This is a genomic window from Ascidiaceihabitans sp. (genome assembly GCF_039986515.1).
Taxonomy (GTDB): domain Bacteria; phylum Pseudomonadota; class Alphaproteobacteria; order Rhodobacterales; family Rhodobacteraceae; genus Ascidiaceihabitans.
Window position 1 is genome coordinate 237,093 of record NZ_JBDWQO010000007.1, and the last position, 23,607, is coordinate 260,699.

Below are 23,607 nucleotides of genomic sequence, written 5' to 3' on the forward strand. Positions count from 1 at the left end.
CGTGGTTTGCGGACTACAATTTGGCCCGCGGCAGCAATAAATGTCGGCCCGCATGGCCCAAGAGGCGGCCCTATAGCCGCGACATGGAGGGGACTTAACAAAACCCCGCGGCAGGGTCAAACAATCACGTGATTTGCGGGAAATGACGCGCGACTGTTGCATCCAAATCCAGATCGATCAGTCGCAACGCCCCGTGATCTTCCAGCCGTGCCCGCAATTGGGGACTATCGCCTGCGACTTCGTCGTAAAAGGCACGTAATCCGGCAGCACCGTCGTGGGCTTCGATCGCGCAGAACATCTCGTGAATCGTCAACCCGCCTTTTTCGGTGCTGTGAACGCTGGGGATTTCGGACCTGTACGACCCTTGTTCCAGTCGAAACTGGTAACTTGCCATCCAGTCATCCCATGTTTTTGCATGGCAATGCGCAAGATCTATGCCCGGCAGTTCAACTTCGCCAGGGTTCATATCGTCGCCTTGAAACGCATTGTGGATGCGCAAATGCATATCTTGTAGGCCAGTGCGGACAAAAATTTTGCCAGCAACATGACTAAGGAACCCGGCCCGCAAGTAGCTGCCGTAAGTTGGGTAAAGCTGTGCAACAAGCGCTTTGCGCGCCGGGCCACTTGGCAAAAAGGCTTTGAACGCGGTGCCGTCGCCCGCCAATTGTTCCATGGGGCGCATTCGCGCGCAGATTGCATCGTCCGCCAGCTTGCCCAGATGCCGTCCCACAGGGGCGTCGGTCACTAAGAATTCGTCGACATCGATATGGCCCAACCAGGCGACGTCTTGTTTGCGCCTATAGGCGTATGTCGCGTTGCGGGATTGGCGCACCTGATGTTTGACGGGGCGCTTTCCACCCAGCTTTTTCCAATGCGCCGTGTCGCAGGCGAATACTCTGATTTTTGAATGGGCTTTAAGAGGGGCGTATGCATCGCTGTCTGGATCATCCAAAAAGATGAAAAGTCTGTGGGCGCCCTTGTCCAAATGGTAGGCTGCGAATTTCAGGATGTCTGAAGACGGGCCAAGGAAAGTCGTGACCAATCCCCATTTTACATCGTCCATAGAATGTGTCCTGCTACCCGTTCTGCGCGAGTTTACTGCATTTTCTCGGATTTGAAATCCTGCATCCGCGCGAAAATGCTGCGCGTGTCCGACATGACCATCCGCAACATACGAACGGCGAGGGGGCGAATGGTTTTGTCGTGTTCCCCCAGCGCCCAAAGTCGCGCCAACATGACTTTGTCCAAATCACCGCCACGCAGGCTGTAGGGGTCCATGTCAAACGCCAATGGGGGGCGCTTTTTGGGACGCAGAACACGGCGGCGTGTGTCGCCGGCGTCACCGGATGCGCGCCGTTCGCTGTCATGCAGTTTCACCAGATCAAACAGTGTGGACAGCCCCATACCACAGGCCCTTTGTTCCGGTGTTTGCCCGCAATCGGCAAAGGTTGTGGCGGCCGAGATCAGCCAACGCACTGGCAATTCCGCTGCAAGCACATGGCCTTGTTCTTCCCAAATTCGGTGGAACAGGGGCAGCGCTGCGGCAGGTGGATCGGCCCGGCGCGACACTGCAATTAGAAAGCCGTGCAAAAGCTCTAATTGGCTTTTACCTTGAAATTCTATCTGTAATTCCAGCCATTTGCGGTCTGCGGAAAAACGTGGTGTTTCCTCAAGGTCTTGCGTGGGAACAGGCACGATCGCTTTGTTAAGCGCCTCAAGGTCAACGTCGGAAGGGGGCAATCTTGCGGCTGCATCCTCGAAGGGGATTTGGCGTTTTCCCAGAAAGCGCATCAAGCGTCTGTAACCGCCTGCGTAGATGTCGTCATCTGGATCGTGGGGGGGCACTATACCATCATTTCCTTGGTCGCCGTCAGCCGGATGTCGGGGTAATCGCGATCAACGCGGTCAATGTCCCACTGCAAACGCGTCAAGTAAACAATGTCGCCATCATGGTCGTGCGCAATGTGCTGCTTGTTACTTTCTGTAAATTTATCAATGGCTTGCTTTTCACCATTAACCCAACGGGCTGAGGTGAACTGGGATTGCTCAAAACGCACAGGCAACCCGTATTCCAGCTCAATCCGGCTGGCGAGCACTTCAAATTGCAACTGCCCTACGACGCCTACGACAAATCCGGAACCGATCGAAGGTTTAAAGACTTTGGCTGCGCCTTCTTCCGCGAATTGCATCAATGCTTTTTCAAGGTGTTTGGATTTCAACGGATCACCCGCCCGCACCCCTTGCAACAATTCCGGGGCGAAAGACGGGATGCCCGTCACGCGAATGGCTTCGCCTTCGGTCAATGTGTCGCCGATGCGCAATTGACCATGGTTCGGAATGCCGATGATGTCGCCTGCCCATGCTTCTTCCGCCAGCTCACGGTCCGAGGCCAAAAATAGCACCGGGTTGCTTATAGCCATCGGCTTTTTGGTGCGCACGTGTGTTAATTTCATGCCTCGGTGGAAGTGTCCTGATGCAAGGCGCACAAATGCGACGCGGTCGCGGTGCTTTGGGTCCATGTTGGCTTGCACTTTGAACACGAAACCAGAAACCTTTGTTTCTTCAGGCAGAATTTCCCGTGGCTGGGCGGACTGAATCTGCGGTTCTGGACCAAATTTGGCGATGCCTTCCATCAATTCCTTCACACCGAAAGAGTTAATCGCAGAGCCAAACCAGATGGGTGTTAACGACCCTTCAGCCATGGCCGCGGCGTCCATCGGAGGCAGCAGTTCGCGCGCCATTTCCAGTTCTTCGCGCAGTTGTTCCAGCTGCGCGGCGGGCACATGTTCTGCCAGCTTGGGGTCATCAAGCCCATTGATTTCTATGGATTCAGACACTTTGTTGCGGTCTGCACGGTCCATAATTTCCAAGCGGTCGCGCAAAATATCGTAACATCCGATAAAGTCACGCCCGACCCCGATCGGCCATGACGCAGGTGTGACGTCGATGGCCAGATTTTCTTGTATTTCGTCAATAATTTCAAATGTGTCGCGGCTTTCGCGGTCCATTTTGTTACAGAATGTCAAAATGGGCAGATCGCGCATGCGGCAAACTTCGAACAGTTTCTGGGTCTGGCTTTCCACGCCTTTTGCGCCATCGATAACCATCACGGCGGCATCCACAGCCGTCAACGTGCGGTACGTGTCTTCGGAAAAGTCTGAGTGGCCGGGTGTGTCGACCAGATTGAAACGGAATTCCCCGGTTTTGTTGGTGAAATCAAATGACATTGCGGATGCTGAAACCGAAATGCCACGATCTTTTTCCATCGCCATAAAGTCGGATCGCGTGCGGCGCGCCTCACCTTTGGCCCGCACTTGTCCTGCCATTTGAATGGCCCCGCCAAACAGCAGGAATTTTTCCGTTAACGTGGTCTTGCCCGCATCGGGGTGAGAGATGATCGCAAAGGTGCGACGCCGCGCAATTTCTGGCGGCAAGGCGGGGCGGTTTTTGGGCGTGTCCAACATGAAGACTGCTATAGATTGGGGGGGGCAGGGGCGCAAGACGGCAGCGAAGAGCGGATGATGTCGGTTTGTCCGATTGTGAAGGTGACGCCCCATATCTGACATCGCCAATATCATCTAATTTGGCATTCTCAGCTTACATTTAAACAAGGTCCAGCGTATGCCCCCCCTTCACATAACAGACGTTGCGGGTGTTCCCGCATCTTCTTCACCGATATCAAACGCCGTTGTTGTTGGCGGCACCTGCCATATATCCGGCCAATTGTCGGTTTTTGACGATGGATACCGCGTGGGCAGTGCGCGCACAGAAGCGGAACGCGCGTTTGAATTGGTGTTCAAAGTCGCGCAGGCTGCGGGTTTTGATCGCGACGACATAGTGTATATCGACATCGCATTCTCTGACATCGAGCGTGACTTGGCAGAGGTAAACGAGGTGTGTCGCGCGCAGTTTTCCCGCTTTCCAGCACGGACAATCTATGAGGCGGCAAAGCTTCCGTTTGGCGCCAAGATCAAAATTCAAGCGGTGGCCATGAAAGACACCGGTTGACGGGCCTTTGAAAGCTGACGGGCCTTTATGAAAGGCCAACACGACAGGCCAACACAGCCCAGCGTCTTAGGCTTGTAACCCATTGTTTTGCAGGGCTGGTTGGACATCACACAAAACCTGTGGAAAATGAGACATCGAAAAATGGCATTTATGTTCCCGCAAGGTTTCGATCCGAACCCCATCCTGACAGCAGGCGGTCTTACGTTAAGTCCTTTAGTCGAACGGGATCGCCAAGGCCTGACACAGGCGGCCAGTGATCCGCTGATTTGGGCAGGGCATCCTGTGCGTAACAGGCACGAACCAGCTGTATTCGAACCCTACTTTGATATGCTTTTGGCATCCAATGCGGCGCTTGCCATCCGGGACAAAACGGGCCGCATCATCGGCTGCACAGTCTTTTACACCGACACCAACGCGCGGTCGCGATTGTCGATTGGCTTTACCTTTTTGGAACGTGCGCATTGGGGTGGCAACACAAACCGGATCGTCAAGCGACTGACGCTTGGCCATTTGTTCACCTATTGCTCTGAGGCCTGGTTTCATATTGCACCAGATAACGTGCGATCTCAGACTGCAACCATGCGCCTTGGGGCGGTTTTTACCCATGAGGCGGATATTGATCTGGCAGGGGGCGAAACCCGCTGGCGATGCTATTGTCTGACGCAAGAGGCTTGGCAGACTAACGATATGGGGCGTTGAGATGTGCTTGCCTGCGCATCATCGGCATTTGGCAAGCGTTTGTCTGGACTGCAGACTACCGCGACGATGCTTTGCGCAGCACTTCGGCGATGTCAGGCCGGTTCAACAAACCTTCTTGAACGTCCAAGCCTGCATGGGGCAGGTCAGAGTGGCCCGGGATGACATCGCCCATAGCCTCTGACAATTCTGTCGGAAGCACGGGTTTTGTGCGTGTGTCGATCAGCATGGATTCAGCCGCGATCCCTTCGGCGTAGATGATCTGGTGGCTGTCGAACAGCAGTTGGAAATAATCGACAAATCCGCCGTCCTGCACTGTGACGCTGTCACCGTTTACAAGGTGGCGGGCTTTTACCAAAAGCTCTGATCGTCCAGCGCCAAGTTCATCGGAGCGCTGGTAAATAAACAGGCGATGGTCCGGGCTGACAATCAGGTGGTTGTCGTTGTTCAAAGTGCCTGCGCGAATGCAAATGGGGGCGAATTCCCCGACGGCGCGCACAGTGCTTTGCCCGATCCAACGCACCGCTTGTGGCCCGTCATCGCGGGTCAGGACCTTATCGCCCAGTTTCAGGTCTTCGATCAGTCGCTGTTCGCCCGACGCCATGGTAATATGGGTTCCGCGGGTGAAGCTGACACAGGCAACATGGGCAAATTTCTGTGCAGCGTTTTTGGTGTCGATGCCCACAAGCGAATAGGTGGTTTTGGGTGACAGCATCGCGAGGGGCAGAACATATATATCGTTGATATCACCTGCGCCATCGACCTCGACCAGCACCAAAACATCTGTGGTTTGCCCGTCTGGCGACATAAAGGTCAGGGCGCTGTCCAAGTGAACGGCAGATCCCGGCGCACCGGTTTCGCTGCCTTGGGACACGGTGAATTGCGCACCTGTGCCCGCCTGAAGGGACAACTGGACCGGAGCCGTTGCGGCAGACAGTTCATAGGTATCGTCCAACATCAGTTCTGCTGCGAAAGACACAGCGTCCCCCATATTTGCGCCGTCGATCACAGACAACGCCTGCGCCCTGAAAACAGGTACGCTTCGGGCGGGTCCGGGGCGGTTGTGTGTGCTGTGTGACATGAAACTCAAAAACCTTGTGGTGCGACGGACTATGTCTCTATCCGTTCGTAGTTTAGAAATATGGCACAGACACGTCAAACTTCCGTTATTTTGCAGGAGATTGCATTTTCGTGCTCTGGCGTTGGGGCAAGGGCAACGGTAGGGTTTGGCAAATGGCACCCCGAATTGGGCTGCATCCATCAAGGAGACTGCGAAATGGATTTAGGGATCACAGGCAAACGAGCATTGGTATGTGCGTCGTCCAAAGGTTTGGGGCTTGGATGTGCCGAAGCCTTGGCCGAGGCTGGTGTTGATTTGGTGATGAACGCGCGTGGGGCCGAGGCGCTTGAAGCCTCTGCCGCCGATATTCGCACGCGCTTCGGGGTCGATGTGGTGACAGTGGCTGCGGATGTGACTACAGCCGAAGGGCAGGCGGCGGTGTTAGAGGCCGCGCAAGGTGTGGACATTCTGGTCAATAACGCAGGTGGTCCGCCCCCCGGCATGTGGTCGGACTGGGACCGCGATGATTTCATTGCAGCGCTTGATGCCAACATGTTGACGCCCATCGCTTTGATCAAAGGCCTTGTGCCGGCCATGATGGATCGCGGATGGGGCCGCGTGGTCAATATCACGTCGCAATCCGTCAAAGCCCCCATCGCGGTTCTGGGGCTGTCCAATGCCGCACGCACAGGGCTTACGGGCTATGTTGCCGGGACATCGCGCCAAGTCGCGGGATCAGGTGTGACCATCAACAACCTGCTGCCGGGCATACACGCGACTGACCGCGCGGTGTCGCTGGACACAGGCGTTACAAAAGCCAAAGGCATCACAATGGAAGAGGCCAAAGCCGAACGCTGTGCAACCATTCCAGCGGGCCGCTATGGCACACGAGAAGAGTTCGGTGCGGCCTGCGCGTTTCTATGCAGCAAACATGCGGGCTTTATCGTGGGGCAGAACATCTTGCTGGACGGTGGCGGCACCAACGCCACCATTTAAGGGGCGCACTGCAATGGTAGCATCGCAATGGTAGCTCAGGGGGAAAGCATGGCGGATGCGCTGTTCAATCCGGACAGCGTGGGCCAGCTGGCGGCAGAGTTTGCCGCAGGCGTGCCCGGCTTTGACGCCGCGCGTTTTGCGCGTGATGCTCTGGCCGGGTTCGAAAGCCGTGCGCTTATGGCGCGCATGGAATGGCTTGCCGATTGTGCACAGGCACAATTGTCGCCGGAGTTCGCCGTGATGGCGGATCAGCTGGAAGCCGCGATGCCCGCGCCGTTGGATCCCGACCTGACAGACGACGATTTTGGGCATTTCATCCATGCCGTACCCGGAATTCTGGCTGTGCGCCACGGTTTACAAGACGCTCCGGACCGCGCATTGGATTTGCTACTGGCTGCCACCCAGCGCTTTTCGATGGAATTTTACATTCGTGACTTCATCAATCACTGGCCTGAAAAAACGCAAGCCCGCCTGATCGACTGGGCGCAGCACGACAACTATCATGTGCGGCGTTTGGTCAGCGAAGGCACTCGCCCGAAGTTGCCATGGGCCAAGGCCATCACCATGAGTACGCAGGCCCGCCAACCTCTTTTGGATGCGTTGCAGGGGGACAAGACACGCTATGTCACGCGGTCGGTGGCCAATCACCTTAACGATCTAAGCAAGTCCGAACCGGACACTGTTTTGCAATGGCTGGGCGCATGGCAGGCTGGCGGGCAGCAAGATCCCAAAGAATTGGGCTGGATGACAAAACACGCGCTGCGCACCTTGATCAAGCAGGGGCACGAAGGTGCAATGGGCCACCTTGGCTACCACGCCGATGCGCCGATTGCGGTGCGGGCCACGTTGCAAGACACCCATGTGGCGATGGGGCAGGCCGTTACTTTTCAGGTTGAAATTGAAGCGTCACAAACTGTGCCCCTGTTGATCGACTACCGTATCCGCTTTGCGCGTCCGGGTGGTAAAACCAGCGAAAAAGTATTCAAGCTGAAACAAACCGAAGTCCATGGGGGAAAGCCTTGCGTGGTCAAAAAAGCCCATAAACTAAAGGAGGGTGCAAGCACGTTTACGCTGCATCCCGGTGCGCATCAAATCATTGTGCAGGTCAACGGGCGCGATCACGCAAAACTGGATTTCGATCTGACCCAAACCTAGCGCATCACATTTAAGTGCAAAAGGGCGGATGTGCTGGTTCAAGGCTGGCGCACCTGCTAGCAGCGCAAAAACAGTATTTCGGGGTCTTTATGCAAACCACTATCCTTATCGCTGTCTTTGCGGCCCTCGTTGTGGCCAGTGTTCTGGCGGCCCCCCGACGTGCATCGGTGGACGGGTTTTTCTCTGGTCGCGGCGCGCAAGGCCAAGCGCCGGCGTTGTGGGTTCTGGTTCTAAGCCAAGTCACGACATGGATTTTTGCACGCAGCCTGATGAACGCGGCCATTCTGGGTTACTACTACGGCAGTGCTGGCACGTTGGCCTATGCGGCCTACTATGGATCGTTTCTGAGTGGTGGTTTTATCGTGGCGCGACTGCGTGAAGGCGGCGCAATGTCGGTGCAAGACTGGTTGCAAGCCCGCTTTGGCGCTTTGGGCACGACGTGCTACAATGTCGTCATCGGCTTGCGCTTGTTGTCAGAAGTCTTTGCCAATCTGTTGGTTGTGGGGCTGATTGCGTCGGCTGTTCTGGGTGGCTCCGGGACGTTGGCAGTCGTTATCGTGGCAATTTTAGGCTTGGGGTATTCGGCGTGGGGTGGGCTCAGTGCCGCGCTGCGCACCGATGTGGTCCAGATGCTGCTGTTTTTGGTGGCATTCGGGGCTGCGTTTCTCAGCCTGATCCTAAGCCCCGGCTTTGACGCCGTGGCGGTTGTCACGGCACCCGGCGCTTCGGGGCCTTATAACGGTTGGATTTTGCTGGTGGTTGCGGGGTTGCAGGTCTTTTCCTATCCGGCACATGATCCGGTGATGATGGACCGCGGGTTTATCGCGGACCGCGACACAACCAAACGGTCCTTTGTTCACGCCTTTTGGCTGTCGACCTTGTGCATTCTGGCATTTGGCGCTTTTGGTATTCAGGCAAGCCTCGTGGGGGCCGAATACCAAAATGAGCTGATTGGCACTTGGGCGCAGATGTTTCCGCCTTGGGTTTTTGCGCTTTTGATGGTGTCGCTGATTGTTTCGGCACTCAGCACATTGGATTCGGCGTTGGCCTCTTCGGCGCGGCTGGTTGTGGAAGAACTAAAGCTGGCGCCACGTAGCCTAATGGGGGGCCGTGTTGTCATGGTCGTTTTCATGGCGCTTGGGGCGGCTTTGACATTGTGGGGCAATAAGACGCTGTTTGACGCGGTTGCCGTGTCGGGAACGGCGTCGATGTTCTTGACGCCTGTGCTGGTTGTCGGGCTGGTGCTGGGGCGCAAAATTGCGCTTTGGTCTTATCTTGTGGCTTTTGGCGCGGCTATTTTGGGCGCCTTGGCCTATTTTGGGCGCAGCTGGCCAAGCTTTGCGGCAGTTTTGCCAGAGGGGCACAAATACGAACAGCTGTTGGTGATTTGTGTGCTGGTTTTGGCGACGGGTTTTGTTGCGGTGCTTGCAGGGGCGCGCAAGGGCTGATAGCTGCTTATCCGATGGTTTTAATCGGAATTTGCCAATGTTGGAAAAGCCAGTGAACGAAGCGTCCTTTGCCGATGTGACGCCCCCCCGCCTTGAAATCCGCAATCTGCATCGCAGCTTTGAAGGCCGCGCAGTGGTGGATGACGTGTCGCTGCGTGTTATGCCGGGGCAGGTGACGTGCCTGTTGGGGCCGTCCGGCTGCGGCAAATCCACAACGTTGCGCATGATTGCTGGCGTGGAAATGCAAGACAGCGGACAAATTTTTGTGGACGGCAAGCTGATTTGCGACACGGTGTTTCGGGTGCCACCCGAGCGGCGCGAGATCGGATTGATGTTTCAGGATTTTGCCCTGTTCCCGCATCTAAGCGTGGCCGACAACGTGGCATACGGTCTGAAAGGCTCCAAGGCCGACAAACGCGCCCGGGTTGAGGAATTATTGGTGCGTGTGGACCTGTTGCGCTTTATCGATGGATATCCGCATCAGCTTTCGGGTGGGGAACAGCAACGTGTGGCTTTGGCCCGCGCCTTGGCCCCCAAACCGCGTATCATGCTGATGGATGAGCCGTTTTCGGGCCTTGATAATCGCCTGCGTGATGGCATTCGCGATGAGACACTGGCGATTTTGAAAGAAGAAGACACAGCTGTTTTGCTGGTCACCCACGAACCGGACGAAGCTATGCGAATGGCCGATGAGATCGCGTTGATGCGCGACGGCAAGATTGTGCAGCAGGGTGCACCCTACAATGTGTACACGCGCCCCATTGACCGTGCCTCTGTTGCGTTTTTCTCGGATGCGAACATGCTTACTGCCACGGTCGAGGGGGCGCTGGCGATGACACCGTTTGGTCGCTTTCTGGCCCCTGGTGTGCCGGATGGTACGGCCGTGGATATCGTCTTTCGCCCCCAGCATCTGCGTATTGATTTTGACCGCGCGGGCCAAGGCCCTGTGCCCACGCCTGTAGACGGAACACCCGCGCGCGCGGTGGTGGAACGTGCGCGTTTCATGGGCAACGAAAGTCTGGTGGAATTCCGTCTGGATCACGATGGTTCTATCATGAAAGCCACAGTACCGGCGGTGTTTTTGCCCGCCAAGGGCAAAGCCATGTGGCTGACGATCCGGCGTGACCGGTGTTTTGTTTTTCCATCTGAAGGGGGCGCGTGATGCGGCTTTTGACTGAGTTTGGCATGGGCACGTCCCTGCGTCGTGGCGATTACACCCAAGCGGCCAAGCGCGCTGTGCAAGACGCGCTGTGGCACAATTCGATCAATCTGGCAGAGCTGTTTGGCTTTGATAAAGCCGCCATGCGGATCACCGTTGAAATTGGCGTGCAAAAACCTGATTTGGTGGATGTTGAAGCCGTCGCAGAGGTGTTTCCCTACGGTTCAACCACCTTCAAGGTCCACAAAGGCGGCCTTGATGTCCCGCGCCCTGACGGGGACGGAAACCCCACCATAATGGCCAATGTTGCCCTGTCTGTGGCCTTTGACATGGAGAAAGCCGATGACTGATCAAATTGAACAGCGGGTGATTATCGAAATGGGCATGGGCAATGATTTGCACGGTCAGGATTACACCAAAGCAGCAGCCCGTGCGATCGAAGATGCGTTTCGCCATTCGTCGCTGCCATTGTTCGGTGCGCTTGAGTTGTCCCATGATGCAATGCGTGTGCAGGTGACAGTTGGTGTACAGGAACCCGACAAGCTGGATATGGACGTGTTGACTGCGAAACTGCCACGCGGCCGTGCTGAAGTGCGGGCTGTATTTGGTGGTATGAATGTGGTGTCTGATGAAGGGGCAGATACAATTGTGATTGCCCAAGCGGCTGTCGAGGCATTCCTGCCGCCCCAGACTGGGTGGCGGTTGAAAGGGTAGGGCGGTTCCGCTTTAAGAGGAACAGAGGTATTTTATGAAATTCATTCACGCATTTCTTGTTGTTCTTTTGATGCAGGTGCCCGCCGGTGTCGCCCAAGCGCAAGCGCGCCTGACAGTGCCATTGGATGGATCGTTTCAATTTTTTGTTTCGGGGCAAAAGACGGGTAAAGTGTCCGTTGATAACGCAGCAACTGCTGTTTTTTTCAAAGTGATGACGCACAAAGGCCGCACCTATGTTTGTGGCGCTTTCAAAACCCAATATCCCTATTTACGCAATTTTCTGGACCAAAGCAGGCTGGTGGCCCAAGACGGTACCATCATGCGTCGTGATCTGGGGTATTTTACAGATGTGACGTACAAAGTGACGAGTGCCGAAGTCGATGCACTGGTAAAATCCAAAGATTGGCGGGTTCACAATGCCCAGTTGCGCAAGTTGCGGTTTGAAAAGAACAGATTTGGCGACCTTCAAGGCAAACCGGTGAAATGTAGACGTAGCGCCAAAGCCTGGCAGCCGGATTTTGCGACGTCTGTGTACCGCCTTGATCTGCCTGACCGTGTGAGCATCACAAGACTTGAGTGATCCTAGGCTGTGTAGTCGTCCAAGCGTTTGCCAGGTTCGTCCACAAACAATTCCGGCAAAGCATCTGCCGATTGGATCAGATCGACGCGGAACACGCGGAAGGCATCGCGGGTTTCGCACCACGCGGTCAGGCTCCAGATCCGTCCCCAATATTCTAGGTGCAGCGGGCGGATTTTCCGTGTTGTGATGCGGTCGCCTTTTGAATGGTAGGTGATGCGCAGCTTTTGGCGGGCTTTGATTGCTGTGCGCAGGGTTGCCATGTGGGAAAATCCGCGTGCGGCGTCGGCAAAAGGGTAGCTTGCGAATTTCCAAAGGTCGGAATCCGCAATTCCCCGTTCTGGCAGCATCGCGTCCACTTTTTCGGCCAGTGTTTCGGCAGCAGCCTTAAGATCAGGATCCGCAGCCTCGGCCACAATTGCTATTCCCAGGTTCAGGGCTTCAAGCTCTGACGGGGTCAGCGTGAGCGGGGGCAGGGTGACGGCAGGGCTGATTTTGTACCCCACGCCACGCGTCCCTTCGATGGGCACGCCGGATGCCATCAGCGTGTCCATATCGCGGTAAACTGTGCGTAAAGACACATCCAATTTTTGCGCTATGTCTTTTGCGCGGTGCAGGTTCCCATCGCGCAGGATTTGCATGGCATCGAACAGGCGGTCAGAGCGGCGCATGGGAATGCCTTTGTGATGCGTTTTTCCAAAACGGTCGCGTGATGTTCGATCTTGGACAGGGGGCTCTGCCCCCTACGCCTGTTCCAGGCGACCCCCGGGATATTTTTGGCAAGAAGAAACCCAAGCCGTGTCGTGTGTGTGTTGGTTTGTGATGCCGTGTGTGGGCCATTGAGCCTCTGTTTGAAGGATATCCAACTGCCATTAAACTGTCAGTTGTTGTAAATGTCCAATGGAATGGCGTGAAATTTTTCCTACAGAATTGCATTCTGGCGCTTTGGCGCTTTCCATGACCGCCGCACTGCGATTACGTCCTTGGAAAAATCACGAGCGCATCTGATGTGCGTCCATTGGGAGAATTACAAAATGTTGAACAATATCGGCCTTCCGGGCATCCTGCTTATCGCTATCGTTGTTTTGGTCCTGTTTGGACGTGGCAAGATTTCCAACCTGATGGGGGAAGTTGGCAAGGGCATTACATCCTTTAAAAAGGGCATCAACGAAGGCCAGAAAGAGCTGGAAGAAGAAACCGCCACTGCCGACGAAATCAAAGACGTGACACCGGAATCTACTGAAAAAGACAAGGCGTAAGTCATGTTTGATCTGGGCGGAACAGAGCTGTTGGTGATTGGGGTCGTGGCGCTGATTGTGGTTGGCCCCAAGGACTTGCCAGTGCTGTTTCGCAATGTGGGCCGGTATGTCGGTAAAGCCAAAGGCATGGCGCGCGAATTTTCCTACGCCATGAACAAAGCGGCTGATGACACCGGCATGGGTGATATTTCCAAGACCCTCAAGACCGCAACCAACCCCATCGGGTCGGCCATGGATGGCGTCAAGGATGCCGCCCGCGATGTCACCAGTTCCTTGACCGACGTCGATGCCAACAGCGAAACCGGCAAGTTGGCGGCGCAGAAGGCAGAGCGCATCGAAAAGGCAAAAGAAACAGCCAAGAAGATGCAAGCATCCTCTGCGCGTGCCGCGGCCGAGCGCAAAGCCCGCGAAGCTCAGGACGCTTTGGAAAAAGCCGACGCATACGAGGCCGCATTGAAGGCCGACACCCCCAAGAGTGATACATGAGCCAATCTGACAATATGGACGACAGCACAGCGCCGCTGATTGAACACCTGACCGAATTGCGCACGCGGTTGATCCGCGCTGTGCTTGCGTTTCTGGTGGGCATCATTCTGGCCTTTGTTGTGGCTGAACCGATTTTGCAATTCCTGCTTGTGCCGATCAAAAACACATTGATCGAATTGGGCGACGCGGCGCCCACGCTGCAATATACTTCGCCGCAAGAATACCTGTTTACGCTGTTTCGAATATCCATGGTTTTCGGATTTGCGCTGTCCTTTCCCGTAATCGGCTACCAGCTATGGCGGTTTGTGGCACCGGGGCTTTACAAACAGGAAAAGAATGCGTTTTTGCCGTTTCTGGTCGCGTCCCCTTTGATGTTTTTGCTTGGCGCATCCTTTGCACACTTCGTGGTGACGCCGCTGGCGATGGCCTTCTTTTTAGGTTTCGCGGATGTATCTTCGATCTTTGCCGCAATTCTGGGGGGGGCTGTGGGCGGTGACGTTCCCGCCGACGTGAATGTGGCCACCGGTGGTTTGGACGCGGCCGTGGCAGATGACAGCGTACGCATCACATTCTTTGGGAAAGTAAATGAAAGCCTTGATATTACACTGAAATTCATCATGGCTTTTGGGTTGTGCTTTCAACTGCCTGTCCTTTTGACCCTGATGGGTAAAGCCGGTCTGGTTAGTGCAGAGGGCTTGGGCAATGTGCGTAAATATGCGGTTGTTGGCATTTTGGTGTTGGCGGCTTTGGTGACGCCACCGGATGTGATCACCCAAGGGATTTTGTTTGTCGTGGTCTACGGGCTTTACGAGATTTCCATCTTTTTGGTGGCGCGTGTTGAAAAGACGCGCGAGGCAAAGCTGCGTGCTGATGGCTATTACGACGACGAAGATGACCTCGGGGATGATCTTGACGATGATCTGAGCGATGAAATGGTCGATGAATTTGACAATGATCTGGATGATAGTCTGGGCGAAGACGGTCCAAAGAAATGATCGTGGACCCCATGGAACGGATTGCGCAGGCGCTGGAACGTATGGCGCCCGCGCCGTCGCCTGCGCCTGATTTTGCAGCCTCCGCTTTCGTGTGGCACACAGGACCGGATCGCCTTGAACCGGTATCAAACGTGTCGCGCGTGTCGTTGGATTTGCTTGTGGGCATCGATCGGTCCCGGGATACGCTTTTGGCAAACACGACGCAGTTCGCCAAAGGATTGCCCGCCAACAATGCCCTTCTTTGGGGTGCGCGGGGGATGGGAAAATCCAGTCTGGTCAAGGCTGTGCATGCAGACGTCGCATCCCGTCATCCCGACCTGAAAATTGTGGAACTGCAACGCGAAGACCTGCCTTCGGTTGGACGTTTGCTTAATCTATTGCGCGCCGCGTCGGGGCGTTTTGTCCTGTATTGCGATGATCTGAGCTTTGGGCACGACGACGCGCACTATAAATCGCTAAAGGCCGTTTTGGACGGTGGAATTGAAGGGCGACCAGACAACGTGGTGCTTTATGCGACGTCAAACCGACGTCATTTGATGCCGCGTGACATGATCGAAAATGAACGCGGTTCTGCGATCAATCCGGCGGAAGCGGTGGAAGAAAAGGTATCATTGTCCGACCGTTTCGGACTTTGGCTGGGGTTCCATGCCTGCGATCAGGATCAATATCTGTCAATGATTGACGGGTACTGCGCATCTTACGGTCTCAAGACGAACACGGACACGTTGCGGGCCGAAGCGATTGAATGGCAGGCGACACGCGGGTCCAGATCGGGGCGCGTCGCTTGGCAGTTTTTTACGGACCTTGCAGGCCGTCACGGGGTTAAGCTTTAAAAGGGCCAATGTCTTTTTCCTATAAATTTCGGGGGGGCCGTGCGCCCAATGTTCCAAATTTATGCGGCCAGAACCGAGGCCTCATATTTGCGTAAAGATGGGGCAGCCTTTGGACCAAAAGCCGAAATATCAGGTACCAGAGCTCCGATTTCGCGGCGTGCTTGGGGACTGATAGTTTGCAGCGTGATTTCATCGGGGTACAGGCTTTCGCTCCAAAGTCCTGCGCTTTGCACAATCTGATGGGCGTCGAACAAGATGTGCCAATAGTCTACCATACCGCCTACACGGCGAAAAACACCATCGCAGCCCAACAGATTGACAGCATGTACCAAAACCTCATCCTGACCAAATAGCAAATCAGCACGCCAATCATCCAGCAAAATAGCATTTTGCGGCGACACAACCAGATCCTGGGTGTTGCCGAACGCACCGGCGCGGATCACGATAGGGGCCGTTTCTGCAATGGCAGGGGCCCGGGTACAGCCTGACCAGATCAAGGGTTGGTATCCTGCGTCCCGGGTCAAAACCAAATCGCCGGGTGACAATGTTTCGATTGCGCGAGGGCCTGTTTGGGTCTCGATCATCGTGCCTGCTGCGAAACAAACCACTTCGCCGCCGAGGGCGGTATGGGGCACAAAGTCCCCGTTGTCGGTGATGCCGCCCACTGTCAGGTCTGTGTCTGCAGGGGGCATGCCATCGGGAAAAACAAGGAAATAGCCGTTTTCCGCGCCAGCGGTGATGGTGTCGCTGTTGTCCAGATCGACGTCAATGACCCCCACGGTCCATGTATTGCCTAACCCGTCCGAGACGGAAAAGGTATAGTCCCAGATCAATTGGGTGTCTGTGCCACCGATGTTTGTCGTTTGCTCGCCAACGCCGCCGATTTGTTCTTGGGCATTGACCTGTTCGTTGTTTGTGCCGTCGCCGTTAAAGTTTGTGGAGCCGTCGTTTTCCTCGACCACAAAGTAAGTGCTGTCACCGCTGTAGCGCCACGTGCCAGAGGGGGCGAACCGATAGTCAACGGCACTGCCGCCCAATGTGCTTTGTGTGCCTAAAATGGCAAAGGTGTACCCAAAAAAAACAGCCATCGTTTCTTACCAATCCAATAGGTTACGTTGAATTGTTTCTGAATGGGCAACAGGGCCTCAGTGCGGCGGAAACAGTCGATTTGAGGCAAATACAAGGTCATTTTTAAACAAATGGGGCAGATATCCGCGATTGTGGCAGCAGTTGGTCAAAGAAACCTATCTACAGCTGCATGTGAATGTGATCGTCATGACGTGCGGCGCGGCACCCTTGAAACCGTACCTTTCCGCCTGTCACGCCGTACCGTTGCGCCAAATGCGGTTCGACAAAAACCTTGTCCACACGCGGGTCGTTCTTCAAAAGACGCAACGCTGTGGCCATGCGTCTGTCATCCAAGGACCAATTTGGCCAAACACCTTGCAACCATGCCATATCCCACCGCAACGACGGCCAGCGCTTGGGGCAGGATGTCGGTCCGTTCTGGAAGGCAAAATAGCCGATAGGTGATCTTGTTTGCCCCCGAAGATAACCGTTTTCGTTTTCGTAGAAAAACGCGATATCCGCCTTTTCCCCGTCATTGTGGGACAGATGCGGCAACAAAGGCATGCCGTTCCAAAACGGAAATCCCGCATCCAGAACCTGTATGACTGTATCGGGATGGGCAGCGGCCATGTCGCGGGCCATGTCTTGTAGCACTGTGCTAAGCTCAGGTGTCACATAGTGCCGGTTCAAGGCGCAATACAGGGTGGATTGCATCTGAAGCGGTCCTGATGGCAGACAGGACAATGGCGTCCGCCCAAAAACAGGCGCTACAAACACAGATGTTACGGACAAAACGACATATGCACACAGAAAAACCAAAACTCGGCGTCTCGTCAACAGGGCTATAATCCAGGCAATGCCCCCCAATTGCGTCACCACAGTCAGAAACACAACAAGCAGGCCGTGCAGCCCAAAAGACAGCGTGCGCCGCACCGGTTAGGCGCTTACTGGAGGTAAGGTGTTGGATCGACGCTGTCGAAGCCTTTACGCACTTCAAAATGCACAAATGACTGATCGCCATCGCGCAGTTTTGCAATGCCTTGTCCGCGGCGCACCGTGTCGCCTTTTTGGACCTGAACGTCCGTGACATTGGCATAAACCGTCAAAAGGTTGTCTGCATGGCGCACGACAACGATTGGCACGCCGTCACCGCTTTTGGTGATGGCGGCAACCGTGCCTGCATCTGCGGCTTTCACGGACGTGCCTGGGGCTGCTTTGATATTTATGCCTTCGTTGCGGCCTTTTGCATATTCGCGAATGATGCTGCCCTTTACGGGGTACACCAAGCGGGCGTTGGTTGCAGCCTTTGAGGGGGCGCCCACATCAATGGCAGGGGCTGGCTCGGGCTTTGCAGCTGCGGGGGTTGTGTCTTCATCGGGCAAAGGTTTGGTCGCACTGGGCGGGGTTGGCGTGGCGGATCCGGCGCCGGGCACCGAAGTGTCATCCAGTACACGGGCAGGCGGGGCCTGTTTGGCAACAGGGATCAGCAAGAATTGACCTTCGCGCACGGCAAAGTCGCTGCCAAGCCCGTTCCATTCCGCCAAAGACCGCACAGGCACTTGATACAGGCGCGCAATCGTATAGGCGGTTTCTCCGCGTTCAACCTTGTGGCGGATGGGCTCGACGCCTGAAGGTTTCGGGGTGTCTGGCAGGGTGGCCGTTTGCACAGGCGTGGTGTCGGGGGCATTGTCGATTGCACTGCCAGCCAATGTGGTGACATCAACAGAAGAAGGACGGATCGGGCCTGTGGTGGCGGCACCGGTTGCTGGCGATGGTTCTGACACGCGGCGGGGCAGGGCGATGATTTCATCTTTGCGCAAGGGAACATCAGCCGCAACACCGTTAAAGCGGGCCAGTTCATTGGCATCCAGCCCCAGACGCGCGGCCACATCGTTCAAAGTGTCGCCGCGTTTCGCAATGGCGACTTGGTAGTTCGGATAAGAAATAACCCCCCGATTGTCCGCTGAGGGTCGTTTGGCTGTGGCGTTCACAGCTGCATCCTTGGTGGTGAAACCGCCGCCAATACCGCGCAGATCAAAATCAAGTGGTTCGTCACAAGCGGATAAAACCATCAAACCGGAAACGGCAAAAAACAAAGAAGTGCGCACACTCCGGCGGGAATTAACGTGGGTCATCGACTGCGTCCTCATGTGGCCCCATGTTTGCCCGGGGCGCTTGGGCGCAAGAATATAGGGTTTAACACCGTTTTGCCAGAAACGATTGCACAGGCGCAAAACCGTGCAAAGCCCCGCCGAGGCAGGGTTTCTTTTCGCTAAAAATATCCTGGGGGGGCGCGAAAGCGCGGGGGCAACGCCCCCAACCACCGCGCCCCATGCTCAAGGGACAGACTTATTCAAGTTCTACCAGCAAATCCTTGGCGTCAATCTGGCCGCCGGGTTGCACATGCACAGCCTTCACAACAGCGTCGCGTTCGGCGTGAATACCGGTTTCCATCTTCATGGCCTCAATGGTTAAAAGCAAATCGCCCTCCTTGACCTCATTGCCGACTACTGCGGCAACAGAGGCCACAACCCCCGGCATCGGCGCACCAATATGATCGGAGTTGCCTGCTTCGGCCTTGGGACGCTGGATCGTGGTGGCTTTGACCATACGGTTGGGCACGCGGATGACGCGGGGCTGACCGTTCAATTCAAAGAAGACTTTGGCTTCGCCGTCCTCATTGGTCTCGCCAATGGCTTGCATGCGAATTTCCAGCGTTTTTCCCGGATCGATCTCGGCTGTAATTTCGTCACCGGGCTGCATGCCATAAAAGAAGGTATGCGTCGGCAGCACGCGTACAGGGCCATACGTACGATGACGCCCCATGTAGTCCAAAAACACCTTTGGATACATTAGATAGCCTTGCAAATCCTCGTCATCGACGTCTTTGCCTTCCAGCAAGGCTGTCAGTTCTGTGCGGGTTGCATCGAGATCGGTGGGGGGCACGTCTGCACCGGGGCGCATTGTGTTGGGGGCCTCACCCTTGAGCACTTTGGTTTGAATGCCTGCAGGAAACCCACCCGGAGGCTGGCCCAGGTTGCCGCGCATCATGTCGACCACGCTGTCAGGAAAGGCCACGTCTTTGTCCGCGTCCTCGACCTCATCGCGGGTCAATCCTTGGGACACCATCATCAGTGCCATGTCGCCGACGACTTTCGAGGAAGGCGTGACTTTTACGATGTCGCCAAACATCTTGTTCACATCCGCATAGGTGCGCGCGACCTCGGGCCAGCGTTCTTCCAAGCCCAAAGACCGTGCTTGGGCCTTGAGGTTGGTAAACTGGCCACCCGGCATCTCGTGCAGGTAGACCTCGGACGAGGGCGCCTGCATGCCAGACTCGAACGCCGCATATTGCCCGCGTACCGCTTCCCAGTAATCGGAAATGTCGCGGATTGCATTCATGTCCAACCCTGTGTCGCGGTCGGTGTGTTGCAGGCTTTCGACCACGGTGCCAAGCGTCGCTTGCGATGTGTTGCCCGATAGCGCGTCCATGGCGCAATCGACTGCATCCACGCCTGCCTCAGCCGCCGCGAGGATCGTGGCTGACGCGATGCCGGCTGTGTCGTGAGTGTGGAAGTGGATCGGCAGGCCGACTTCCTGTTTCAACGCACGCACCAAAACACGTGCGGCTGCGGGTTTCAACAAACCCGCCATGTCTTTCAACCCCAGCACATGCGCACCAGCGGCCTTCAATTCATTGCCCATATCCACATAGTATTTCAGATCATATTTGGACCGGTCGGGGTCCATGATGTCGCCGGTGTAACAAATGGTGCCTTCACAAACCTTGTTTTGGTCCTGCACTGCGTCCATCGCCACACGCATGTTTTCAACCCAGTTCAGGCTGTCGAACACGCGGAACACATCGACGCCGGTGTTTGCGGCCACACGCACAAAATCCTGCACCACATTGTCAGGATAGTTGGTGTAGCCCACGCCATTGGCGCCCCGTAAAAGCATCTGCGTCATGATGTTGGGCATACGTTCGCGCAGATCACGCAGGCGTTGCCATGGGCATTCTTGCAAGAAGCGATAAGCCACATCAAAGGTCGCACCGCCCCAGCATTCCATGGAAAACAGTTGTGGCAGATTGGCAGAATAGGCCGATGCGACCTTGACCATATCGTAGCTGCGCATCCGCGTCGCCAGCAGCGATTGGTGCCCGTCGCGCATGGTGGTGTCGGTGATCAGCAGTTGTTGCTGGGCCTTCATCCAATCGGCCACGGCTTGCGGGCCTTTTTGTTCCAAAAGGTTGCGCGTGCCCATTTGTGGTTCGGCAAGATGGGCCGGGGCTTTGGGTTCCTTGAGGTCCGTGCGTGGCACGGCGCGGTCTTTGGTCTCGGGATGCCCGTTCACGGAAATGTCGGCGATGTAGGTCAGAACCTTGGTGCCGCGATCCCGCCGTTTGGTGAATTGAAACAGCGCGGGCGTCTCGTCGATGAATTTGGTGTGGTAGGTATTGTCGAGGAACGTGGGGTGTTTCAGCAGGTTTTCCACGAAGGCGATGTTGGTGCTGACGCCGCGAATACGGAATTCACGCAGGGCGCGATCCATACGCGCGATGGCCAGTTCCGGCGTTTGGGCCTTGGCGGTGACTTTGACAAGCAGTGAATCGTAGTAGCGTGTGATCACGCCGCCCGAATATGCGGTGCCGCCATCCAATCGGATGCCAAAACCTGTCGCTTCGCGGAAGGCGGTGATGCGGCCATAATCGGGGATAAAGTTGTTTTGCGGGTCTTCGGTGGTGATCCGCGTTTGCAAAGCGTGGCCTGTCAGTTGCACATCAGCTTGAGTGGCTTTGCCGGTGGCCTCGGCGATGGTTTTACCTTCGGCGATCAGGATCTGGGACTGCACGATGTCGATCCCGGTGACTTCCTCGGTCACGGTGTGTTCGACCTGCACACGTGGGTTCACTTCGATGAAGTAGAATTTGCCGGTTTCCATATCCATCAGGAATTCGACGGTGCCGGCACATTCGTAATTCACATGTTTGCAGATTTTATAGCCAAGCTGGCAGATGTCTTCGCGCTGTTGGTCTGTCAGGTAGGGCGCAGGGGCGCGTTCCACGACCTTTTGGTTGCGGCGCTGCACGGAACAGTCGCGTTCAAACAGGTGGTACATGCCGCCGTGGCTGTCGCCGAGGATTTGCACCTCGACGTGGCGGGCGCGCATGATCATCTTTTCCAGATAACCTTCACCGTTGCCAAAGGCGGCTTCGGCCTCGCGGCGGCCTTCCAGCACTTTTTCTTCCAGCTCGTCCTCGGACATGATGGGTCGCATGCCGCGGCCACCGCCACCCCATGACGCTTTCAGCATCAAAGGATAACCAACTTCGGCCGCTTCTGCCTTGATGGCTGCCATATCGTCACCCAGAACTTCTGTGGCAGGAATGACGGGAACGCCAGCCTCAACCGCGACGCGGCGTGCGGACGCCTTGTCGCCAAGGGCGCGCATGGTTTCGGCCTTGGGGCCAATGAATGTGATGCCGTTCTTTGCGCAAGCATCCACAAAATCGGGGTTTTCAGACAGTAAACCATATCCGGGATGGATCGCGTCAGCACCGCATTCACGTGCCACACGAATGATTTCGTCGATGCTGAGGTAGGCCGCCACGGGCCCCATGCCTTCCCCGATCCGGTAGGCTTCGTCCGCTTTGAACCGGTGCAACCCAAGTTTGTCTTCTTCGGCAAACACCGCCACCGTTTTTTTGCCCATCTCATTGGCGGCCCGCATTATGCGGATGGCGATTTCGCCGCGGTTGGCGATGAGGATTTTTTTGAAGTCGGTCATAGGGCAGGTCCTTTTTGGAGCCGGTATGCAGTTGCGCCACGTTCTATGTCGTTTTCTTAAAGCGGTAAACGCGTAGTTTTGGGTAGAAAAGCGATGTTTGCGCCAACGGGGGCGACGCAAGGGGGCAATTGTTTCCCTTAGGTCACTTATATGCAGTTGTGAACAGAACCAGAGACTTAGCGCCCATGGCGGACCGTGTCAGGCAATTCGCCCAACGTCCGTGCACCCAACTGACCCATGTTGGCTTCCATGTCGCGTGCCAGCAGATCGGCCAGATGTGCGGGACCCGCTTTGCCCAATGCGCCAAGGGCATAGTGCCAGGCGCGGCCCATCATCACAAAATTTGCCCCCAGCGCCAAAGCGCGTAAAATATCAAGCCCGCCTTCAATTCCGCTGTCAAAGATGATTGGCAAAGTCGTCGCGGCCCGCATTGCAGGCAATGTATCAATGGCGGCCGGCGCCCCGTCAAATTGGCGCCCTGCATGATTGGACAACCAGATCGCATCTACGCCAAGTGTTTCAAGCCGTGCCGCATCTTGGGGCCGCGTGACACCTTTGATCACAAATGGCCCGTCCCAGGTATCGCGCAACCACTCTACATAAGACCAGTCAGGCGAGGTACGCAGCAAGTAACCAACATGCTTTGTTGTTGACCGGCCTTCTCCCGCCGCATCGGTGTATTTGTCCAGCATGCGCATATGCGGCATGCCTGTCTTCATGATACCCATGGCCCAAGCCGGGCATCGAACCACCTGCGCCAGCAAACGCGGCGTCAGCTTTGGCGGGTTTGTCAGCCCCGACCGCGTCTGGCGTTCGCGCCGCGAAGCCACGGGTACGTCCACGGTCAATATGAGCGTTCTGAACCCGCTGGCCTTTGCACGGTTCAGCATATCTGTGCGAATGGCTTCGTCGCGCGGGGGGTACATCTGGAACCAAGCATGGTCCCCCAGATGCGGTGCGACGTCTTCCGGGGCCTGCGTGGCCACCGTCGACAATGCGTAAGGAATGCCAAGCTTAGCGCCTGCGGCGGCCAGCAATGGTTCGGCGCCGGGCCATATCAGCCCGGACATCCCGATAGGGGAAATGCCAAAGGGCAAGGGATAGTCTTGTCCCAGCAATGATGTTGAGAGGTCTGGTTTGAATTCGCCGTGCAAAATCGAGGGCAAAAATCCTACAGCGTCCAAGCCATCCCGGTTGCGCTGCTTTGTCCGTTCGTCGCCTGTGGCGCTGTCGAGGTATTCCCACACGAAATGCGGGATACGTTTTTGGGCTGCATGGCGCAGGTCAGAAAGGCCGGGGTAACTGCTGTGAAGGTCCATTTGTGCATTTGCGCTGGGTTTGCATGGCTTGGCAAGGGTGCAAG

The 23,607-nt window shown here is 55.9% G+C and carries 23 protein-coding genes; 13 read left to right on the forward strand and 10 right to left on the reverse strand.

Features of this window, described 5'->3' with window-relative positions; genetic code table 11:
• Positions 1–124 precede the first annotated feature (124 nt).
• Genes ABJL60_RS03810 through ABJL60_RS03820 form a run of 3 tightly spaced genes read right to left on the reverse strand, consistent with a single transcriptional unit; the run spans position 125 to position 3,464 of the window.
• Positions 125–1,063, reverse strand: coding sequence for a glycosyltransferase family 2 protein (locus ABJL60_RS03810; RefSeq protein ID WP_348287925.1), 939 nt, complete (start codon positions 1,061–1,063; stop codon positions 125–127).
• 32 nt (positions 1,064–1,095) lie between these two features.
• Positions 1,096–1,845 (reverse strand): hypothetical protein, encoded by a 750-nt coding sequence (locus ABJL60_RS03815; protein WP_348374874.1) that lies wholly within the window; start codon positions 1,843–1,845, stop codon positions 1,096–1,098.
• On the reverse strand, positions 1,845–3,464 hold the full coding sequence (locus tag ABJL60_RS03820; RefSeq protein ID WP_348318605.1) for a peptide chain release factor 3: 1,620 nt from the start codon (positions 3,462–3,464) through the stop codon (positions 1,845–1,847). Before ABJL60_RS03820 ends, ABJL60_RS03815 begins: the two co-directional genes overlap by 1 nt.
• Positions 3,465–3,621: 157 nt before the next feature.
• Here ABJL60_RS03820 and ABJL60_RS03825 point away from each other — a divergent pair, with 157 nt between their 5' ends.
• Positions 3,622–4,008: a RidA family protein gene (locus ABJL60_RS03825; RefSeq protein ID WP_348374876.1), complete on the forward strand. Its 387-nt coding sequence runs from the start codon at positions 3,622–3,624 to the stop codon at positions 4,006–4,008.
• 141 nt (positions 4,009–4,149) lie between these two features.
• The gene (locus ABJL60_RS03830) at positions 4,150–4,707 is read left to right on the forward strand and encodes a GNAT family N-acetyltransferase (protein ID WP_348374878.1); all 558 of its coding nucleotides are present in this window, start codon (positions 4,150–4,152) and stop codon (positions 4,705–4,707) included.
• Between the two features lie 55 nt (positions 4,708–4,762).
• Here the strand turns inward: ABJL60_RS03830 and ABJL60_RS03835 are convergent, their stop codons facing one another.
• Positions 4,763–5,785: a Hint domain-containing protein gene (locus ABJL60_RS03835; protein WP_348374880.1), complete on the reverse strand. Its 1,023-nt coding sequence runs from the start codon at positions 5,783–5,785 to the stop codon at positions 4,763–4,765.
• A 195-nt stretch (positions 5,786–5,980) separates the two neighbouring features.
• Between ABJL60_RS03835 and ABJL60_RS03840 the strand changes: the two genes are divergently transcribed.
• From ABJL60_RS03840 to ABJL60_RS03870, 7 genes are all read left to right on the forward strand, one after another.
• Positions 5,981–6,760, forward strand: a complete 780-nt coding sequence (locus ABJL60_RS03840; protein ID WP_348286905.1) for an SDR family oxidoreductase — start codon at positions 5,981–5,983, stop codon at positions 6,758–6,760.
• A gap of 48 nt (positions 6,761–6,808) precedes the next feature.
• On the forward strand, positions 6,809–7,915 hold the full coding sequence (locus ABJL60_RS03845) for a DNA alkylation repair protein (protein ID WP_348374881.1): 1,107 nt from the start codon (positions 6,809–6,811) through the stop codon (positions 7,913–7,915).
• Between the two features lie 89 nt (positions 7,916–8,004).
• Positions 8,005–9,363: a sodium:proline symporter gene (locus ABJL60_RS03850; RefSeq protein ID WP_348374883.1), complete on the forward strand. Its 1,359-nt coding sequence runs from the start codon at positions 8,005–8,007 to the stop codon at positions 9,361–9,363.
• 37 nt (positions 9,364–9,400) lie between these two features.
• A complete protein-coding gene (locus ABJL60_RS03855) occupies positions 9,401–10,525 on the forward strand; it encodes an ABC transporter ATP-binding protein (protein WP_348286911.1) in 1,125 nt (374 codons plus the stop codon).
• The gene (locus tag ABJL60_RS03860) at positions 10,525–10,872 is read left to right on the forward strand and encodes a Lin0512 family protein (protein WP_348374885.1); all 348 of its coding nucleotides are present in this window, start codon (positions 10,525–10,527) and stop codon (positions 10,870–10,872) included. Before ABJL60_RS03855 ends, ABJL60_RS03860 begins: the two co-directional genes overlap by 1 nt.
• Entirely contained in the window at positions 10,865–11,236 is a 372-nt protein-coding gene (locus ABJL60_RS03865) for a Lin0512 family protein (protein WP_348286914.1), read from the forward strand. The genes ABJL60_RS03860 and ABJL60_RS03865 overlap by 8 nt, the downstream gene beginning before the upstream one ends.
• A 34-nt stretch (positions 11,237–11,270) precedes the next feature.
• Positions 11,271–11,816 (forward strand): hypothetical protein, encoded by a 546-nt coding sequence (locus ABJL60_RS03870; protein ID WP_348374887.1) that lies wholly within the window; start codon positions 11,271–11,273, stop codon positions 11,814–11,816.
• Positions 11,817–11,818: 2 nt separating this feature from the next.
• On the opposite strand, the gene ABJL60_RS03875 is transcribed toward ABJL60_RS03870, so the two are convergent.
• Entirely contained in the window at positions 11,819–12,484 is a 666-nt protein-coding gene (locus ABJL60_RS03875) for a YafY family protein (protein ID WP_348374889.1), read from the reverse strand.
• 363 nt (positions 12,485–12,847) lie between these two features.
• Between ABJL60_RS03875 and ABJL60_RS03880 the strand changes: the two genes are divergently transcribed.
• The 4 genes from ABJL60_RS03880 to ABJL60_RS03895 are packed head-to-tail and all read left to right on the forward strand — an operon-like array spanning position 12,848 to position 15,386.
• A complete protein-coding gene (locus ABJL60_RS03880) occupies positions 12,848–13,072 on the forward strand; it encodes a twin-arginine translocase TatA/TatE family subunit (protein WP_348374891.1) in 225 nt (74 codons plus the stop codon).
• A 3-nt stretch (positions 13,073–13,075) separates the two neighbouring features.
• The gene (gene tatB, locus ABJL60_RS03885) at positions 13,076–13,558 is read left to right on the forward strand and encodes a Sec-independent protein translocase protein TatB (RefSeq protein WP_108828751.1); all 483 of its coding nucleotides are present in this window, start codon (positions 13,076–13,078) and stop codon (positions 13,556–13,558) included.
• Positions 13,555–14,553, forward strand: a complete 999-nt coding sequence (locus ABJL60_RS03890) for a twin-arginine translocase subunit TatC (protein WP_348374893.1) — start codon at positions 13,555–13,557, stop codon at positions 14,551–14,553. The genes tatB and ABJL60_RS03890 overlap by 4 nt, the downstream gene beginning before the upstream one ends.
• Entirely contained in the window at positions 14,550–15,386 is an 837-nt protein-coding gene (locus ABJL60_RS03895; RefSeq protein ID WP_348374895.1) for an ATP-binding protein, read from the forward strand. The genes ABJL60_RS03890 and ABJL60_RS03895 overlap by 4 nt, the downstream gene beginning before the upstream one ends.
• A gap of 59 nt (positions 15,387–15,445) precedes the next feature.
• Here the strand turns inward: ABJL60_RS03895 and ABJL60_RS03900 are convergent, their stop codons facing one another.
• The 5 genes from ABJL60_RS03900 to ABJL60_RS03920 form a co-directional block, all read right to left on the reverse strand.
• Positions 15,446–16,474, reverse strand: coding sequence for a Hint domain-containing protein (locus ABJL60_RS03900; RefSeq protein WP_348374896.1), 1,029 nt, complete (start codon positions 16,472–16,474; stop codon positions 15,446–15,448).
• A gap of 160 nt (positions 16,475–16,634) precedes the next feature.
• On the reverse strand, positions 16,635–17,168 hold the full coding sequence (locus ABJL60_RS03905) for a hypothetical protein (RefSeq protein ID WP_348374898.1): 534 nt from the start codon (positions 17,166–17,168) through the stop codon (positions 16,635–16,637).
• A 230-nt stretch (positions 17,169–17,398) separates the two neighbouring features.
• On the reverse strand, positions 17,399–18,589 hold the full coding sequence (locus tag ABJL60_RS03910; protein WP_348286927.1) for a peptidoglycan DD-metalloendopeptidase family protein: 1,191 nt from the start codon (positions 18,587–18,589) through the stop codon (positions 17,399–17,401).
• Positions 18,590–18,803: 214 nt separating this feature from the next.
• Complete coding sequence (locus ABJL60_RS03915; protein WP_348286928.1) at positions 18,804–22,244, reverse strand: pyruvate carboxylase; 3,441 nt, start codon at positions 22,242–22,244, stop codon at positions 18,804–18,806.
• Between the two features lie 176 nt (positions 22,245–22,420).
• The gene (locus ABJL60_RS03920; protein WP_348374900.1) at positions 22,421–23,563 is read right to left on the reverse strand and encodes an alpha-hydroxy acid oxidase; all 1,143 of its coding nucleotides are present in this window, start codon (positions 23,561–23,563) and stop codon (positions 22,421–22,423) included.
• Positions 23,564–23,607 lie beyond the last annotated feature (44 nt).

Excerpts from the sequence above, each read along its gene's own strand:
- ABJL60_RS03810 (WP_348287925.1), bottom strand. The coding sequence starts at position 1,063 with ATGGACGATGTAAAATGGGGATTGGTCACGACTTTCCTTGGCCCGTCT.
- ABJL60_RS03820 (WP_348318605.1), bottom strand. The coding sequence starts at position 3,464 with ATGTTGGACACGCCCAAAAACCGCCCCGCCTTGCCGCCAGAAATTGCG.
- ABJL60_RS03825 (WP_348374876.1), top strand. The coding sequence starts at position 3,622 with ATGCCCCCCCTTCACATAACAGACGTTGCGGGTGTTCCCGCATCTTCT.
- ABJL60_RS03830 (WP_348374878.1), top strand. The coding sequence starts at position 4,150 with ATGGCATTTATGTTCCCGCAAGGTTTCGATCCGAACCCCATCCTGACA.
- ABJL60_RS03835 (WP_348374880.1), bottom strand. The coding sequence starts at position 5,785 with ATGTCACACAGCACACACAACCGCCCCGGACCCGCCCGAAGCGTACCT.
- ABJL60_RS03840 (WP_348286905.1), top strand. The coding sequence starts at position 5,981 with ATGGATTTAGGGATCACAGGCAAACGAGCATTGGTATGTGCGTCGTCC.
- ABJL60_RS03845 (WP_348374881.1), top strand. The coding sequence starts at position 6,809 with ATGGCGGATGCGCTGTTCAATCCGGACAGCGTGGGCCAGCTGGCGGCA.
- ABJL60_RS03850 (WP_348374883.1), top strand. The coding sequence starts at position 8,005 with ATGCAAACCACTATCCTTATCGCTGTCTTTGCGGCCCTCGTTGTGGCC.
- ABJL60_RS03855 (WP_348286911.1), top strand. The coding sequence starts at position 9,401 with ATGTTGGAAAAGCCAGTGAACGAAGCGTCCTTTGCCGATGTGACGCCC.
- ABJL60_RS03860 (WP_348374885.1), top strand. The coding sequence starts at position 10,525 with ATGCGGCTTTTGACTGAGTTTGGCATGGGCACGTCCCTGCGTCGTGGC.
- ABJL60_RS03865 (WP_348286914.1), top strand. The coding sequence starts at position 10,865 with ATGACTGATCAAATTGAACAGCGGGTGATTATCGAAATGGGCATGGGC.
- ABJL60_RS03870 (WP_348374887.1), top strand. The coding sequence starts at position 11,271 with ATGAAATTCATTCACGCATTTCTTGTTGTTCTTTTGATGCAGGTGCCC.
- ABJL60_RS03875 (WP_348374889.1), bottom strand. The coding sequence starts at position 12,484 with ATGCGCCGCTCTGACCGCCTGTTCGATGCCATGCAAATCCTGCGCGAT.
- ABJL60_RS03880 (WP_348374891.1), top strand. The coding sequence starts at position 12,848 with ATGTTGAACAATATCGGCCTTCCGGGCATCCTGCTTATCGCTATCGTT.
- tatB (WP_108828751.1), top strand. The coding sequence starts at position 13,076 with ATGTTTGATCTGGGCGGAACAGAGCTGTTGGTGATTGGGGTCGTGGCG.
- ABJL60_RS03890 (WP_348374893.1), top strand. The coding sequence starts at position 13,555 with ATGAGCCAATCTGACAATATGGACGACAGCACAGCGCCGCTGATTGAA.
- ABJL60_RS03895 (WP_348374895.1), top strand. The coding sequence starts at position 14,550 with ATGATCGTGGACCCCATGGAACGGATTGCGCAGGCGCTGGAACGTATG.
- ABJL60_RS03900 (WP_348374896.1), bottom strand. The coding sequence starts at position 16,474 with ATGGCTGTTTTTTTTGGGTACACCTTTGCCATTTTAGGCACACAAAGC.
- ABJL60_RS03905 (WP_348374898.1), bottom strand. The coding sequence starts at position 17,168 with ATGCAATCCACCCTGTATTGCGCCTTGAACCGGCACTATGTGACACCT.
- ABJL60_RS03910 (WP_348286927.1), bottom strand. The coding sequence starts at position 18,589 with ATGACCCACGTTAATTCCCGCCGGAGTGTGCGCACTTCTTTGTTTTTT.
- ABJL60_RS03915 (WP_348286928.1), bottom strand. The coding sequence starts at position 22,244 with ATGACCGACTTCAAAAAAATCCTCATCGCCAACCGCGGCGAAATCGCC.
- ABJL60_RS03920 (WP_348374900.1), bottom strand. The coding sequence starts at position 23,563 with ATGGACCTTCACAGCAGTTACCCCGGCCTTTCTGACCTGCGCCATGCA.